The organism is Streptomyces sp. NPDC026394 (assembly GCF_055567735.1).
In genome coordinates this window covers 109,182-125,152 of the sequence record NZ_JBVHPX010000022.1, presented here as the reverse complement: position 1 = coordinate 125,152, position 15,971 = coordinate 109,182, and the positions used below count along the sequence as shown (strand labels likewise).

The following is a 15,971-nucleotide window of genomic DNA, read 5'->3' as shown; positions in this document are numbered from 1 at the left end:
GCACGGCACACCCAGCGGGCCAGCGACGGACGCCAGCTGTGGGACCGCCCCCGCTGTCTCGCAGAACAGCCCGATGCGGGTCTCCTGGCCCGCATCGGGCTGTTCAGTCGGTAGGCGCGGGCCGCATCGACCGACCATCCGCATCGGGCGCATCAGGTGCTGGCTTCTCGCCCGCAGTGCGTACCCGAAGGCTGGGGACGCGTTCTAGGCGGCTGGACTCCGGTGGTGGGCTGGTAGGGCCTGCGCGAGCCAGTTGGGGTCGGCGGCGAAGGTGCGGGCGCGCAGGCGGTCCAGGGCGCTGGCCGGTGGCAGCTCCGTCCCCGGGGCCGGTGGCGTCGTGCGTCCCGGGGCCCTGAGCGCGCCGTCTGGTTCGGCTCCGGCCCCCGCGCGGACTGCTCGCCGAAACCTGTGGCACGCTTCGGGACCGCGTCCGAGCAGGGGTACACGGACGGGCAGGGATACACGGACGGAAGAAGAACGTCATCAGATTCGTCCACGCCGCCTGCCGCGTAGTTCCAGCCGATGTGGTTCTTCCAGAGAATCACCCGGGTGCCTCGTGGGGAGGCTGGCGACCATGCCGTCACTGCGGGCTCACGAACACCAGCGAACCCGGGCGGCGCATGGCTGGAACCACCCTCCCGCGGCGCCCAAACCGTTGGCCATTGAACCTCTGTTCGCGCCGGGGCGTATTCCCGGTAGCACGGTGGAGGCACCTCCGTCAGGGGCCGTCCGCACGAGTCGCCGGTGCGGCCGTCTGCCGATGGACTCTCGCACAGGCCCGTGGCACGCCTGCCCGTGTACCCGGGCAGGGCTCCGGGGCCGGCCGTGGTACTGGTCCGTTCCTCGAACCCGTCAAAGGGAGCGTCATGGGGTCCAACGCACGACCGGAATTGCAGGTCCGCGGCCGGGATCGGCAGTTGGCGCAGGTCCGCGCCAACCTGCGGCGGGTGGCGAGCACCCGGCACAGTGGCGTCCTGGTCGTGGAGGCCGCGCCCGGGGCGGGCAAGTCCCGCCTTCTCAGGGAAGCTGTCACACTCGCCGGCGGCAGCGGCTTCGCTGTCGTCAACGGCACCACGACCGGCCCCGGGGCCGCCTCCGATGGGCCGGCGGCGCTTGCGGGCGCCCGCTCGGGCATGCCGGGTCCCGCCGACCACCGGTGTCACTCTCCGCAGGTGACGTCCGTGATCGAGTCGGCGCGGACATGGTTGCGCGACGACAGTGAGCGCCGGCGCGTCCTCGTGGTGCTCGACGACCTGCATCTGGCATCCCGGCCCGCCTGGACAGCGTTGTGCGAGCTGATCGAGGCCTTCAGTACCCGGCCAACGCTGTGGCTTCTGGCCTTCTCCTCGGACCGTGACGCCGTCTCGTCCGAGGCGGTGCGGACCTGCCTCGGCAAGCTGAGGAGCAGGGTTTCGGTGGAAGCGCTGCACGAGCTGGGGCCGCTCTCGGGTGAAGCGTTGACGCAATTGGTCACCGATGTGACCGGCGCCACCCCCAGCTCGGCCCTCCTTGCCCTGGCCGAAAGCGTCGACGGCACCCCCCGGGCAGTGATCGAGCTGATGCGCGGGCTCGTGGAGGACGGCGATGTCTGCCTGGTCGACAACACCTCGCGCTTGCATCCCGACGTCAGCGGCGGCACCGCGGACGGGGCCGGTGTGTGCCTGCCCGCGCCGGTGCCGAAGCGTTTCGCCGGGCTGCTCGAAAAGGATCTCCAGTCGCTGTCCGAGGCGACCCTGAAGGCTCTTCGGGTGGCAGCGGTGCTCGGGTCCCCGTTCGCGCCGGAGGATCTGTCGGCCCTGCTCGGCCAGACACCGGTCGCCCTGCTGGCTGCGGTGGACGAAGCCGTCAGCCGCAAGCTGGTGGTCTGCGGCGAGCACGACCTCGCGTTTCGCAGTGCGCCGATCTGGCGGGCCCTGCTCGACTCGGTGCCCTTACCGGTGCGCGCGCTGCTGCGCCGGCAGGCGGCGCAGGTGCTGCTGTCGCGCCGCGACGGCCTCGCGCGCGCCGCCCTCCAACTGGTGCACATCGTCCAGCCCGGCGACATGGAGACCCTGCGTATCGTCTCCGAGGGGTCCCGGAAACTGCTGGCCGCCGATCCGTCGACCGCGGCGTCACTGGCGATGCGCTGCATGGAGTTGCTGCCTCCCGGGCAGGCCGAGCGCTTGCGGTGCGCGAAGACCGCGGTCGAGGCGTTCACCCGAGCCGGCCACCTGGAGAAGGCGGTCACCTTGGCCGAGGACACCATCGACGAGGCCACCCGGCTCGCGGCCCTGGCACCGGGCTCGCTCGCCGAGGACGTCGCCGCGCTGCGGGCGACGATGGCGGCCGCACTGCTGTTGCAAGGAGACGCGCCCAGGGCGCACCGAGCCGCACGCGACGCGCTGACGGCTCAGGAGGCCGGCTTCGGGAGCCGCCAAGCCGTGATCGCTCATCTCGCCTCCTCCTGGCTGACCGGTGACAGTGCCGCGCGCAAGCGGGTCCAGGAGATCCTCGACGCCCCCGGGCGTCACCCACAGGCCGTGCACGTCGGCGCGATGGCCTTCCACGCGTTCGGCCAATGGCGCGCCGGCCGGGCGGGCGACGCGCTGCAATCCCTGCGCCAAGCGGTCGCCCTCGGTGGCGGGGACCAGGTCGCACAGTTTCTGGATCCACGCTGGTTCCTTGCCTTCACACTCACCCGGCTCGACGAGTACCAGGAGGCACAAGAGGTCGTCGAGTGCTGCGCACCGTTGGCCGCCGCGCAGGCGGGCACCCCGGCCGCCGCCGTCGCGGCCGTCCTGCGGGCACCGCTGTATCTGGCCCAGGGACGTCTGGAGGCGGCCGAACAGGCGGCGCGGAACGGTGTGGGCGCCGCCGGCCCGTGCGTGCCGATGCTAGCCCCCCAGGCGTGGCTGGTGCTGGCCCTGACCGCGCTGCGCCGGGGGGCGCTCCCCCAGGCCGAGGACCACCTCAAGACCCTGGAGAAGGACTTCCCGACAGCTTCCTGGAGTCCCTGGTGGTCCGCGCGCCTGCTGCTGAACGCCCGACTGGCCGAGGCGCGGTCGGACTTCGGTGCGGCCGCGGAGATGCTGGCGGAGATCGCTTCGGAGGCCGGAGCGCTGCGCGAACTGGCCCTGGAGGACTCGGCGGCCGCGGCCTGGTGTGTGCGCTGCGCGCTGGCGGCGGACCGGCCGGACCTCGCCCGCGCCGTCATCGAGGCGACCGAGGACCTGCGACGGCACAACCGCGGTGTTCCCGCGGTGCTCGCCGCGGCTCTGCACGCTCGCGCGCTCGCCGACAAGGACGCGGACGCCCTGGACCGGGCCGGCCGGCTGCACCGCAATCCGTGGGCCCAGGCCGCGGCGGCCGAGGACCAGGCCGCCCTTCTGCTCGACCGAGGCGACCAGGAGAACGCAGTCAGCGCGCTGGACCGGGCGCTGGGTGCGTACGGCGCGCTCGGCGGCGAACACGACGCCGCCCGCGTACGGGCCCGACTGCGCCGGCTCGGGGTGCGGCGCCGGCACTGGACGCGCACCGAACGCCCGGTCTCCGGCTGGGAGAGCCTGACCAAGACCGAACGGAAGGTGGCGGAACTGGTGGCGGGCGGTCTTACCAACGGGCAGGCCGCCCGCCATCTGTTCATCTCCCCGCACACGGTCGGATTCCACCTGCGGCAGATCTACCGCAAGCTCGGCATCCGCTCCCGTACGGCCTTGACCCGCTTCACCCTGTAGCGCCTACCTGCCCCGGTCGCAGCCGCTCACCCGGTCCCCTGCATCAGCGGCCGCCACCACCGGCGGTTGGCGGCGTACCACGCGACCGTCTCGGCGAGCCCCCGCTCGAAGGTGACCCGCGGCGTATGACCCAGGGCCCTGAGCTTGGCGTCGGTCAAGGAGTAGCGGCGGTCGTGGCCCTTGCGGTCGGGCACGTGCTCGACGCACCGCCAGGGGGCCCCGAGCGCCTCCAGCAGCCGGGCGGTCAGCTCCCGGTTGGTCAGCTCGGCGGTCCCCGCGACGTGGTAGACCTCGCCCGCCTCGCCGCGCTCGGCGACCAGCCGGACGGCCCGGCAGTGGTCATCGACATGGACCCAGTCGCGTACGTTCCGGCCGTCGCCGTACAGCGGCACCTTCAGGCCGTCGAGCAGACGGGTGGTGAACAGTGGGATGACCTTCTCCGGATACTGGTACGGCCCGTAGTTGTTCCCGCAGCGGGTGATGCTGACCGGCAGCCCGTGGGTGCGCGCGTAGGCCAGGGCGATCAGATCTCCGCCGGCCTTGGCCGCGGCGTAGGGGGAGTTCGGGTTGAGCGGGGCCGACTCGTCCCAGGACCCGGCCTCGATGCTGCCGTACACCTCGTCGGTGGAGACGTGCACGACCCTCGGGGCGCCGGCGTCGAGGCATGCCTCCATGAGGCACTGCACGCCCAGGACGTTGCTGCGGACGAAGTCGCCCGCGCCGGTGATCGAGCGGTCGACGTGTGTCTCGGCGGCGAAGTTGACGACGACGTCGTGGCCGGGCACCACCTTCCGGAGCAGTTCGGCGTCGCAGATGTCGCCGTGGACAAAGGTGAACCGGCCCTCGGCGGGCGCCAGGTTGGCCGGGTTCCCGGCGTAGGTCAGCTTGTCGAGCACGGTCACCTCGTCCGCGCCGGCGTAGGACCGTACGAAGTGCGAGCCGATGAAGCCGGCACCGCCGGTCACGAGGATTCTCATGAGGTGACCTGCACCTTGCTGTGATCGCCGAGGACCAGGCGGTGGGCCCGCAGGGCCCCGGGAGTGGACGTCACCTCGACCTCGCGTCCGATCAGCGAGCGTTCGACGCGCCGCACCCCGGCGAGGGAAGCCCCGCGCAGCACGATGGAGTACTCGATCTCGCTGTCGGTCACCGCGCAGTCGCTGTCGATGGAGGTGAACGGGCCGACGTAGGAGTCGCGGATGTGGGAGCCGGCCGCGATGACCGCCGGGCCGACGATCCGCGACCGGGTGACGGTGGCGCCCTCTTCGACCACCACCCGGCCGACCAGTTCGCTGGAGCACACCTCACCGGCGCAGTCGGCCGCGATGCCGTCCAGGACCAGGCGGTTGACCTCCAGCATGTCGTCGACGTTTCCGGTGTCCTTCCAGTACCCGGACACGACGCTGGAATCCACCCGGCACCCCGCGTCGATCAGTTCCTGGATCGCGTCGGTGATCTCCAGTTCACCGCGCCAGGACGGCTTGATCCGGCACACGGCGTCGTGCACGCGGGCGGTGAACAGGTAGACGCCGACCAGCGCCAGATCGCTCTTCGGATGCTGCGGCTTCTCCTCCAGTCCGATCACCCGGCCGCGCGGATCCAGCTCGACCACGCCGAACGCGCGCGGGTCCGAGACCCGGGCCAGCATGATCTGGGCGTCCGGTCGGTTGGTGCTGAACCGCCGCACGAGCGAGCTGATGCCGCCGACGATGAAGTTGTCGCCGAGGTACATCACGAAGTCGTCGTCGCCGAGGTAGTCCCGGGCGATGTGGACGGCGTGCGCCAGGCCCAGCGGGGCCTCCTGCGGGAGGTAGGTCACCTCCAGGCCGAAGCGTGAGCCGTCGCCGACCGCCGCCTCGATCTCGGCGGCCGAGTCGCCGACGACGATGCCCACCTCACGGACCCCGGCCTCGGCGACCGCTTCCAGGCCGTAGAACAGGACCGGCTTGTTGGCGACCGGCACGAGCTGCTTCGCCGAGGTGTGCGTGATCGGCCGCAGCCGGGAGCCGGAACCGCCGGCCAGCACGAGCGCCTTCATCGGCGCCCCTTCGCCGGGGCGGCCGCCCCGGGGCGGCGCACGGCCCCGCGCCCGTCCGGCTCAAGCAGGTCCGGCCGGCTGCCGAAAGCGTCCGGCCTCAGCCGGGGTGTCCCCCGGTCGCGCGGTACGTCAGCCACAAAGCTAGGAGCCATCATCTTCCCCATATCCGTGAGCGGGCCGATTCCGTGGCGCGTCCTGGTGAGAGCCTGTGTCATGGCCCCGGCAGGACGCCCGCCGCCCGGCACGGCCGGGCCTCTGCTTCCCGCGTCGGTCGGCGCGGGGACCCGCCGGCCCGGCGTGCCGCGGCACGGTCGCCTTCAGGCCAGCGTGGCGGGCAGGGCGCTCAGCCGGCGGATCATCCACTCCGATTCCCACTGGACGGCGGTGTCGCTGCTCAGCCGTGCCCGCGGGAACCGGCGCAGGAAGCCGCGTACTGCGATCTGTGCCTCCAGCCGGACCAGCGAGGCGCCGATGCAGTAGTGCATGCCCAGGCCGAAGGTCAGGTGCCCTTGTCCCTTGCGGGCCGGGTCGAAGCTGTCGGCCTCCTCGCCCGGCCCGCGGTTCGCCGCCGCGATGCTGACCTGCACCGGGGCGCCCTTGGGGATCAGGTAGCCGCCGAGGTCGAGGTCCTCCATGGCGAAGCGCCAGGTCGGGTGCGGGAACGGCGGGTGCACCCGCAGAGCCTCCTCGATCCACTCCTTGATCTCCTCGTCGGTTCGCGGCCGGTCCTCGGGCGGCCGGCGCAGCGCCTCGTACAGCGACGCGGAGATCGCGCTCCCGGTCGTCTCGTAGCCGGTGATGATCATCCCGACCGTCCAGACGATGACCTCGCCCTCGGTGATCGCGTCCGGCCCGTCGGAGGCGGACAGGAAGCCCGTGATCACCCCGTCCCGCAGCGGGGCCGGGTCGCGCACCCAGTCCTGGACCGCGCCGAACAGCGCCCCGACCGCCTCGGTGCGGGCCGGGTAGTCGGAGGAGTAGAGCATCACGTCGGTGATGCTGCGCAGCCGCCGCTCCGCCTCCAGGGGCAGGCCGAGCATCTCGGAGATGAACGCCAGCGGGATGCGGTGGGTGTAGTCCGTGACCACGTCGACTTCGGCGGAGTCCGCGGAGCGGGACTGCTCCAGCTCGTCCAGGAATCCGTCGACCTTGACGCTGACCCGCTCGCCCCACCGCTCGGTGTTCCGGGGGCTGAGCACCGGTGCGTGCAGCCGCCGGATCCGCGCGTGGTGCTCCCCGTCGCTCATGATCATGGCGCGGGCGTACTCCGGATCGGGCTGCGAGCCCACCATCAGGCCCGGCTTGCGCATGAAGTCCGGGACCAGGCTCACGTCCTTTTCCATCCGGGGGTGTGTCAGCGCGATCCGCACCAGTTCGGGATCGCACACGACCCAGGCGTGCCGGCCGAGGTAGGGGATCCGCACGACCGGCGCGACGCGGGCGGCCGCCAGCAGGTCCGGCATGCAGTCGAACGGCCCCGGGTCCACCGGCATACTCGCCAGGGGGGCTTGTGCCAAGCCGGTTTTCGTCGTGGCATTCACTGTGTGACACCTCCGGTGGGGACCTGGCCCTGGGAGCCGGCCATGGTCTCGATCAATTCGGCGGCCCGTCGCGGGGCGTCGCAGCTCCGGAACTCCCGGGACATCTCGCGTGCCCGCCGCCGGTAGCGTTCGTCGTTGAGCACGGTGGTCACCGCCTCGCGCAGGCCGGCTTCCGTCACGGCCCGCCGTTTGAGGACGACACCGGCCCCGGCCCACTCGACCCGCGCCGCCACATCGGGCTTCTCCTCCGAGCCCGGTGCGACGACCAGCGGTACCCCCTGGGCGAGGGCCGCGTTGGCGCCGTTGTAGCCGCCGTTGGTCACCATCACGTCCACGTGCGGCAGCAGGTGGTGGTAGGGGATGAACCGCTCCAGCCGGACGTTGTCCGGCAGCGGCCGCAGCCGGTCGACGTCCACGCCGCTGCCGGTGGTGACCACGACGAGGACGTCCTGCCCGCCCAGGGCCCGGACGGCGGGCGCGAGCAGCCGGTCGACGTCGTTGGCGGTGGTGCCCTGGGTGAGCAGCACGACCGGCCGGCCTGCCTGCAGCTCGTCCCACCAGCCGGGTGGGTCGAAGTGCTCCGGGGGAAGGCCGAGGAGTCCGCCCACGAAGTGGGTTCCCGGCAGCAGGTCGCTGCGCGGGAACTCGAAGGACCGCACGGTGCCCATCAGGTACAGGGCCGGCGGGCGCGCGATGTTCGCCATGGCGCCGGTCCGCAGCCGGGGCAGTCCCACCCGGGCCCGGGTCCGGTCCGCCTCCCGGCGTATGCCCCGCATCACCACCTGGTCGGCGACGAACCTGAGCAGCGCGTTGCGTGCCCGCCCCAGCAGCGACGCACTGGGCATCGCGCCCCGCCCGAGCGGGGCGGTGTCCCTGCTGCCGGCGATGTAGACCGAGTTGTTCAGCCAGACCAGCGGGATCCCGGTGCGCTCGCCGGCGAAGCAGGCGCCGTAGCACATGTCGTCGGCGAGGATGCACTCGGCCGCGAACCGTTCGAGCACCGCCAGGAGGTCGTTCATCTGGCCCGGTGCGGTGCGGTAGAAGATGTCCCGGACGCCGGTGGTGAAGTTGGCGACCCCGGACAGCCCGGCGTGGCCGGGGAACGCTTCCTCCCGGCTCCGGCCGCCGAAGTCGAGCCCGGCGTGCATGGGTTCGAAGTGCGCCCCGGTCCGCTCCACCTGTTCACGGAAGGCGCGGCCGGTGTACCACCGCACCTCGTGGCCGCGCCGGGTCAGTTCGCGTGCGACTTCGAGCATGCTGACGACGTGTCCCGGTGCCGGTGTGGTAGCGATCAACACACGCATCAGCTCTCGCCTCCGTCGGGTCTGGTGTCACCGTTGCCGCCGGACGGACCGGGCGCCCACGGCCCGGCCGTCCGGCCACGCACGCCAGCATCACCCGGCCCTGGCTCCGGGTGGGGGGAACGGGGCAAACCCCGCACGTTCGCGCGGGGTGGCGGTGCCGGGCCGCCCCGATGGCGCCAGCGTGTCGCCGATCAAACCGTCCGTCCCCGGGCCCGGCGGGGGATACGAACGCGCCGCCACTGCACGAACAATGACCGACAAGCAATCCCCGGCATCGCCCTTTCCGGGACCGGGAAGGCGCTGGCGTTCATCCAGGACATGCTCCCGGCCTTGGACATCGCGTACTGGAGGAAACCTGTGACGGCACCCTCGCAGAAGATCGACGGGGCGGATGAGGCGCTCGGCGGGCCGAAGAAGGTCACCGTCATCGGCGCCGGCATCGCCGGCCTGGTCACGGCCTACGAACTGGAACGCCTCGGACATCAGGTCCACGTCATCGAAGCAAGCTCCGGCATCGGCGGCCGCATTCACACCCACCGGTTCTCCGGCCGCGGCCAGACCGGGCCGTTCGCCGAACTCGGCGCGATGCGGATCCCCGCCGGGCACCGGCTGACCATGCACTACATAGCCGAACTCGGGCTGCAGCACCAGGTGCGTGAATTCCGCACCCTGTTCTCCGACGACGCGGCCTACCTGCCCACTGCCTCCGGCTACCTCCGGGTGCGCGACGCGCACAAAACCCTCGTCGAGGAGTTCGCCGCCGGGCTGCCGGGCCGGCAGTACCAGGGGAACACCCTGCTGTTCGGCGCCTGGCTGGACGCCAGCATCAGGGCCATCGCACCCCGCCAGTTCTACGACGCCATGCACGACGAAATCGGCGTGGAACTGCTGAACCTCGTCGATCACATCGACTTGGCGCCCTACCGGTGCGGCAGCGCGCACAACCGGATCGACCTGCACTCCTTCTTCGCCGACCACCCGCAGGTGCGGTCGCTCTGCCCGCCGCGCCTGGAGCGTTTCCTCGACGACGTCCTGGACGAGACCAGCTCCACCATCGTGCGGCTGCGCGACGGCATGGACGCGCTTCCCCGGCAGCTCGCCGCGCGGATCCGGGGACCGATAGCGACCGGCCAGGAAGTGGTCGGTATCGATGTCCGCGACGACACGGTGGTCCTGCGGATCCGCCAGGGTGTCAGGTCCCTCACCCGGACCTGCGACTACGTGGTGTGCACCATTCCGTTCACGGTGCTCCGGAGGATGCAGTTGTCCGGCTTCGACCCGGACAAGCTGGATATCGTCCACCAGACGAAATACTGGGCCGCGACGAAGGTCGCCTTCCACTGCCGCGAAGCCTTCTGGGAGAAGGACGGGATCAGCGGGGGCGCGTCCTTCACCGGCGGGCACGTGCGGCAGACCTACTACCCGCCCACCGAAGGCGATCCGGAACACGGCGCGGTGCTGCTCGCGAGCTACGCCATCGGGCCGGACGCCGACGCGCTCAGCCGGCTGGGCGAGGCGGAGCGCAACGCGGTCGTCACCAGGGAACTGAGCGCGATGCACCCCGAGTTACGCCGGCCGGGCATGGTCCTGGGCGTGGCGGGCCGGGACTGGGGCGCGCGCCGGTGGTCCTGGGGGGCGGCCACGGTCCGCTGGGGCCAGGAGGCCGCCCTGCGCGAGGCGGAGCGGCGGGAGGCGGCCCGGCGGCAGAAGGGGCTGTTCTTCGCCGGTGAGCACTGCTCGTCGAAGCCCGCCTGGATCGAGGGCGCGATCGAGTCGGCGATCGACGCCGCGCACGAGATCGAGTGGTACGAGCCGCGGGCCCACCGCGTCTTCGCCGGCACCCGGCGGAGCCCCTCGCGGGAGTCGGCATGAGCGTCTTCGACCTGCCCCGGCTGCACTTCGGCGGGACGGCGACGACGCACCTGCCGACCGGCGCGCGCAGCGGCCTCGTCGATCTGGCGACCAACACGGCGCTCACCGACGACGGACAGCCCTTTCCCGCGCACCGCCCGCCCGGCGAGTACCACGACCATCTGGACCGGCTGGGGCCGCGGTTCGACAGCTCGGGCCGCCCGGCGGCCGACGGACCCTTCAGCGCGGCCAAGGGCGAGGACTTCGCCGGCAACGGGCACTTCTCCGTCGACGCGCGGATCACCGGCGTCGAGGTCCGTGCGGGCGATGTCGACACCGCCGACCCGGTGGTCGGCCGCGGTGTCGACATGTGGGGGCACTACAACGAGTATCTGGCCACCACGGTCAACCGGGCCCGCGTCTTCGACGTCGACCCGTCGTCCGACTGGACCACGACGCTCATGGTCGGGCAGTTCTGCTTCGGGCGGGACGGCCGCTCCCACGACGTCGGGTACATGGCCACCGGAGGCGTCCGCGGCTTCCATCCCCCACGGTGGCACAACGCCCGCCACGTCCGGGACGTCGGCGATCACTGGCTGGCGGAGCGGCTGCGCCGGTCCGTGGTGCACCAGTTCGCCGTGACCGAGCAGGACGAACTGACCTGGCTCGACGAAGCGGCCGTCTCGCCGGCCGTACGGCATCTGCGGGCCGCGGCCGCCGCCGAGGGGGCCGGCGGCCTGGTGGTGCAGTTCGCGCTGAGCCATCTGTCCGCTCCGCTCGCGCCCGACCGGCCTGGCCGGTGGCGGTTGCGCGGGACGATCGCACCGTGGCGCCCGCACGAGCCGCGTACCTATCCGGCGGGCCGGCTGCTCGTCCCGGAGCGCCACCCGCCCGGCCGGGCCCCCGGTGAGCTGCACAACCTCACCGTCGAGCTGACGGACGAGCACGTCACCCTCAACATGATCACTGCGGTGCCCACCCGTGCCCCAAAGGCAGCCCCCGGGGCCGCGGCCGGCCCGCCCGCCCCGGTCGACATCGGCGATCTCGAACTGCGCACGGCGGACAGCGACCGGCTGGTGGCCCGGGTGCCCCGGCAGGCGTACCTCGGGGAGAAATTCGCCCTGGCCGGCGGTTTGGTGACAGTCCCCATCGAGCTGCCGGCGCACGCCGCGGCCGACGAGGCGCTGCGCCTGGTGGGCGCCGGCCCGGACGGCCCGGTGGTGCACCTGCGCGAAAAGGAGATCAACGTCCAGGCCGACGACGCGAGCCTCTTCCTGGAGCATCCACGGGACCCGGACGACGCGGACCAGGACGTCGACGTACTCGTGCGCTCCTTCGTGCGGGGCCGCCCGGCCGCCGTCGCCGGAATCCACGTACGGCAGTTCTTCAACCCCCGGGCCCTCCCGCGCGACCCGGCCGCCCGCTCCCCCGAGGCACGGTGTTCCGATGTCGGCATCGTCCACCTGCGCGCGGGACGGCAGGACGGCTCCGGCCCGTGGTCCGACACCTGCCTCCTGGACACCGACCAGGCGGGCCTCGGGTGGTTCACTCTACGGGGCGCGGCGGCCGGCACCGCCCGCGTCCTGCTGTCCGCCGGCGCCGACGACCTGCCGTGCGACGTGGACCGGCCCGGCTCGGCGGCCCTCGGCCACGACCACGACGACGCGCTCGGCTACTGGCCCGGCGCCGGCTACCTGTCGGTGCGGGTGCTGCCCGACGACTGGCGGCTGGCCGGCATCCGCCAGGACGAGGTGACCTTCGACCTGGTCTACACGGAGGTCTTCGCGTTCTACGAGCACCTGTACTCCTTCATGAAGGCGGAGGTCTTCAGCCTGGCGGACCGGTGCAAGGTGGAGACATACGCGAAGCTGATCTGGCAGATGTGCGACCCGCGCAACAAGGTGAAGACGTACTACATGCCGCCTACGCGGGACCTGTCCGAGCCGAAGGCACAGCTCCTGCTGACGTTCCTGCGGGCCCAGCAGGCGCCGGACGAGGTCCTGCTGACGGAGCCCGCGACCGGCCGCGCGAGCGGGAAGATCACCACCCGCGGCCGCCTCGTCGAGGTGCTGCGCGACGCCGCCACGATCGAACTGGCCGTCATGCTCCAGTACCTGTACGCGGCCTATTCGGTGCCCACCCACGGTGCCGGCCTGGAGTACGTGCGGCGGGGCACGTGGACACCCGAGCAGCTCCGGCTCGCCTGCGGCGACGGCGGGGAGACCCTAGACGAGGGCATCCGCAGCATGCTGCTGAACATCGCCCGCGAGGAGATGATCCACTTTCTCCTCGTCAACAACATCCTCACCGCGGTGGGCGAGCCGTTCCACGTGCCCCGGCTCGACTTCGGCACCGTCAACCACGAGCTGCCGGTACCGCTGGACTTCTCCCTGGAGAGGCTGGGGCCCGGCAGCGTCGAACGGTTCGTGCAGATCGAACGGCCGGAAGATCTCGTCTACGACGTACGGCGGGGCGACACACCGGCGGCCCCCGCGCCCCACGACGACCGGCACCCCTACGCCTCGCTGAGCGAGCTGTACACGGACATCCGCGAGGGCCTGCACCGCGTCCCGGACCTCTTCCTGGTGGAGAAGGGCAGGGGCGGCGGGGAACACCACCTCTTCCTGCGGAAGTCGGTCAACCGGCACCACCCCGACTACCAGCTCGAAGTCGACGACCTGTCCAGCGCGTTGTTCGCGATCGACGTCATCACCGAGCAGGGAGAGGGCGGGGTGCTGGACGCGCGGACCGCCGAGCACTCGCACTACGCCTCGTTCCTGCGGATCTCCGACCTGCTCTGCGGGGCGCCGGCCACCCGGGCCCGCCCGGGCGGCGAACGGTGGAACCCCGCCTACCCCGTCGTACGGAACCCGACCCTCGGCCAGGGGAACGCGGCCATGGAGACGGTCACCGACCCGGACGCCCGATCGGTCATGGGGCTGTTCAACCGTTCCTACTTCATGGCGCTCCAGCTCATGGTCCAGCACTTCGGTGAGTGCCCGGACGCGAGCCTGCGCCGCTCCGACCTGATGAACGCGGCGATCGACATGATGACGGGGCTGATGCGCCCGCTGGCGGAACTGCTGGTGACCCTGCCGTCGGGACGGCGGGGCCGGACCGCCGGGCCGTCGTTCGAGCTGTCCGAGCAGCCCGCGCCGGTGTCCCGCCCGGACGTGGCCAGACGCGGCATCGCGCTGCGCCTCGACCATCTCGCGGTGGCCTGCGGCAAGCACCCCCTGGTGCCCGCCCGGGTGGGTGAGATGAGCGCGTTCTGGGCCGACCACTTCCGGCCGCCGGGCCGCCAGGCGTCCCCGGCGGGCCCGTACGGAGCGGCGACGCCACACTCATGAGCGAAGGAGACCGCATGCCATCCGCGACGCTGCCGCGGTTCGACCTCAAGGGCTGGGACGGGGCGGACATCGCCCACCCGTACCCGGTGTACCGGCGCTACCGGGAGGCCGCGCCGGTCCACCGCGGGGCACCGGGCGCGGGCGCGCCGGACACCTTCTACGTCTTCTCCTACGACGAGGTCGTCCAGGTGCTGTCGGACCGGTGGTTCGGCCGGGACGCGCGCGTGGCGTCCGGCGACCCCGGCGCGGCGCCCGTCCCGGTCCCCGCCGAGTACCGGGCCCTGCGGACCGTCGTGGAGAACTGGCTGGTGTTCCTGGATCCGCCGCGCCACACCGAACTGCGCTCCCTGCTCGGTACGGAGTTCTCCCCTTCGATCGTCACCGGTCTGCGGCCCCGCATCACGCTGATCGCACACGAGCTGCTGGAACAGCTCGAACGGCACCAGGAGGCCGACCTCGTCGAGGGCTTCGCGGCGCCGTTTCCCATCCTCGTCATCTGCGAACTGCTCGGCATTCCGCAGGACCACCACGGCTGGCTGCGCGCCAACGCGCTGGCCCTCCAGGAGGCCGGCAGTACCCGCTCGCGCAACGGCACCGGCGGCTACGCACGGGCCGAGGCAGCCGCCGGCGCGTTGACCCGTTACTTCCGGCAGGAGGTGACCCGGCGGCACGGGGACGACCACGGCGACCTGCTCACGCTCCTGGTCCGCGCCCGGGACGGCGGTGCGCCGCTGAACGTGGACGGGATCGTGGGGACCTGCGTCCACCTGCTCACCGCCGGACACGAGACCACCACCAACTTCCTGGCGAAGGCAGTGCTGGCGCTGCGGGCTCACCCCGAGGTCCTCGACGCGCTGCGCGCCGCTCCCGAGCTGACGCCGGGGGCGGTCGAGGAGCTGATGCGCTACGACCCTCCGGTGCAGGCGGTGACGCGATGGGCCTACCGGGACACCCGCCTCGGTGAGTACGAGGTGCCGCGCGGCAGCCGAGTCGTCGCCCTGCTCGGCTCGGCGAACCGGGACCCCGCGCGCTTTTCGCGCCCCGACGTCCTGGACGTGCGCCGCCCCGCCGACCGGCACCTGGGCTTCGGACTGGGCATCCACTACTGCCTCGGGGCGACGCTGGCCCGCGCGGAGGCCGAAATCGGTCTCCGGACGCTGCTGGACGGCATGTCCGGGCTGGGCCGCGGCAGTCAACAGGTCGAGTACGCCGACGACATGGTCTTCCACGGGCCGACACGGCTGGTGCTCGGCAGATCCGACCTGCCGTGCCCCGCGGCGCCCCACCGACACCGCGCGAAGGAAAGGCACTCATGACACAACAGCCCGGCACCAGCCCCGACTCCGTCGGCCAGGCGTACGACGTGTTCGCCGACGCCGGGGCCACGACCGCCCTGGGCGGCAACATCCACGTCGGCTACTGGGACGACGACCCCGGCCTCCCGATCACCGAGGCCACCGACCGCCTCACCGACCTCGTCGCCGCCCGCCTCGACCTCCGGCCGGACCAGCGGCTGCTCGACGTGGGCTGCGGCAACGGCCTCCCGGCCCTGCGTATCGCGGGCGCGCACGACGTCCGCGTGACCGGCATCACCGTCAGCCACCAGCAGCTCGCCCAGGCGGACAAGGAGGCGGACGGCTCCGACGCGCGCGACCGGGTCTCCTTCCGGTTCGCGGACGCCGTGGACCTGCCCTTCGACGACGGTTGTTTCGACGGGGCCTGGGCGATCGAATCGCTGCTGCACATCACCGACCAGACCGCCGCCCTGGCGGAGATCCGCCGCGTCGTCCGCTCCGGCGGGCGTCTGGTCGTCACCGACCTGTGTCAGCGGCAGCCGTTCACCGGCGAGGACCGGACCGTGCTGGACGGCATGCTGGACGTGTACGAGATCGCCGGGATCAACACGCCCGACGAGCACCGCGCGCGCCTGGCCGAAGCGGGCTGGCAACTGCTGGAGCTCACGGACATCGGCGAACAGGTCCGCGCCAGTTACGGGCACGCCGCGGCCGCCTTCCGGACCATCGCCGCCTCCCTCGAAGCCCCGGCGGCGAAGCAGATCAGCGCGGCAGCCGACCTGATGGACGCCTTCGGCAAGCACCTGCACGCGGGCTATGTCCTGATCACCGCGCAGCGGACCTGACCCCACGGGCGTGGCCGGCCGGGCGAACACCGTT

The 15,971-nt window shown here is 72.1% G+C and carries 9 protein-coding genes; 5 read left to right on the top strand and 4 right to left on the bottom strand.

Annotated features, from left to right (window positions below):
- Positions 1-866: 866 nt before the first annotated feature.
- On the top strand, positions 867-3,713 hold the full coding sequence (locus ACZ4QV_RS34435) for a helix-turn-helix transcriptional regulator (RefSeq protein WP_467763861.1): 2,847 nt from the start codon (positions 867-869) through the stop codon (positions 3,711-3,713).
- A gap of 26 nt (positions 3,714-3,739) precedes the next feature.
- Here ACZ4QV_RS34435 and rfbB read toward each other — a convergent pair whose 3' ends face one another.
- The 4 genes from rfbB to ACZ4QV_RS34415 all read right to left on the bottom strand — a co-directional run bounded on the left by rfbB (position 3,740) and on the right by ACZ4QV_RS34415 (position 8,596).
- Positions 3,740-4,690, bottom strand: coding sequence for a dTDP-glucose 4,6-dehydratase (gene rfbB, locus ACZ4QV_RS34430; protein ID WP_467763860.1), 951 nt, complete (start codon positions 4,688-4,690; stop codon positions 3,740-3,742).
- The gene (locus ACZ4QV_RS34425; RefSeq protein WP_361153897.1) at positions 4,687-5,751 is read right to left on the bottom strand and encodes a glucose-1-phosphate thymidylyltransferase; all 1,065 of its coding nucleotides are present in this window, start codon (positions 5,749-5,751) and stop codon (positions 4,687-4,689) included. Before ACZ4QV_RS34425 ends, rfbB begins: the two co-directional genes overlap by 4 nt.
- A 317-nt stretch (positions 5,752-6,068) precedes the next feature.
- Positions 6,069-7,268 (bottom strand): cytochrome P450, encoded by a 1,200-nt coding sequence (locus ACZ4QV_RS34420; protein WP_361153901.1) that lies wholly within the window; start codon positions 7,266-7,268, stop codon positions 6,069-6,071.
- A 20-nt stretch (positions 7,269-7,288) separates the two neighbouring features.
- A complete protein-coding gene (locus ACZ4QV_RS34415) occupies positions 7,289-8,596 on the bottom strand; it encodes a glycosyltransferase (RefSeq protein WP_361153904.1) in 1,308 nt (435 codons plus the stop codon).
- Positions 8,597-8,953: 357 nt separating this feature from the next.
- Here ACZ4QV_RS34415 and ACZ4QV_RS34410 point away from each other — a divergent pair, with 357 nt between their 5' ends.
- From ACZ4QV_RS34410 to ACZ4QV_RS34395, 4 genes are read left to right on the top strand one after another with little or no spacing between them, the layout of a single operon-like run.
- Positions 8,954-10,468: a flavin monoamine oxidase family protein gene (locus ACZ4QV_RS34410; protein ID WP_361635959.1), complete on the top strand. Its 1,515-nt coding sequence runs from the start codon at positions 8,954-8,956 to the stop codon at positions 10,466-10,468.
- The gene (locus ACZ4QV_RS34405; protein WP_467763859.1) at positions 10,465-13,797 is read left to right on the top strand and encodes a ferritin-like domain-containing protein; all 3,333 of its coding nucleotides are present in this window, start codon (positions 10,465-10,467) and stop codon (positions 13,795-13,797) included. The genes ACZ4QV_RS34410 and ACZ4QV_RS34405 overlap by 4 nt, the downstream gene beginning before the upstream one ends.
- A 14-nt stretch (positions 13,798-13,811) precedes the next feature.
- Positions 13,812-15,113, top strand: a complete 1,302-nt coding sequence (locus ACZ4QV_RS34400) for a cytochrome P450 (RefSeq protein WP_467763858.1) — start codon at positions 13,812-13,814, stop codon at positions 15,111-15,113.
- Positions 15,110-15,937, top strand: coding sequence for a class I SAM-dependent methyltransferase (locus ACZ4QV_RS34395; RefSeq protein ID WP_361635968.1), 828 nt, complete (start codon positions 15,110-15,112; stop codon positions 15,935-15,937). Before ACZ4QV_RS34400 ends, ACZ4QV_RS34395 begins: the two co-directional genes overlap by 4 nt.
- The last annotated feature ends 34 nt before the right edge of the window (positions 15,938-15,971 follow it).

Excerpts from the sequence above, each read along its gene's own strand:
- ACZ4QV_RS34400 (WP_467763858.1), top strand. The coding sequence starts at position 13,812 with ATGCCATCCGCGACGCTGCCGCGGTTCGACCTCAAGGGCTGGGACGGG.
- ACZ4QV_RS34395 (WP_361635968.1), top strand. The coding sequence starts at position 15,110 with ATGACACAACAGCCCGGCACCAGCCCCGACTCCGTCGGCCAGGCGTAC.
- ACZ4QV_RS34405 (WP_467763859.1), top strand. The coding sequence starts at position 10,465 with ATGAGCGTCTTCGACCTGCCCCGGCTGCACTTCGGCGGGACGGCGACG.
- rfbB (WP_467763860.1), bottom strand. The coding sequence starts at position 4,690 with ATGAGAATCCTCGTGACCGGCGGTGCCGGCTTCATCGGCTCGCACTTC.
- ACZ4QV_RS34415 (WP_361153904.1), bottom strand. The coding sequence starts at position 8,596 with ATGCGTGTGTTGATCGCTACCACACCGGCACCGGGACACGTCGTCAGC.
- ACZ4QV_RS34425 (WP_361153897.1), bottom strand. The coding sequence starts at position 5,751 with ATGAAGGCGCTCGTGCTGGCCGGCGGTTCCGGCTCCCGGCTGCGGCCG.
- ACZ4QV_RS34435 (WP_467763861.1), top strand. The coding sequence starts at position 867 with ATGGGGTCCAACGCACGACCGGAATTGCAGGTCCGCGGCCGGGATCGG.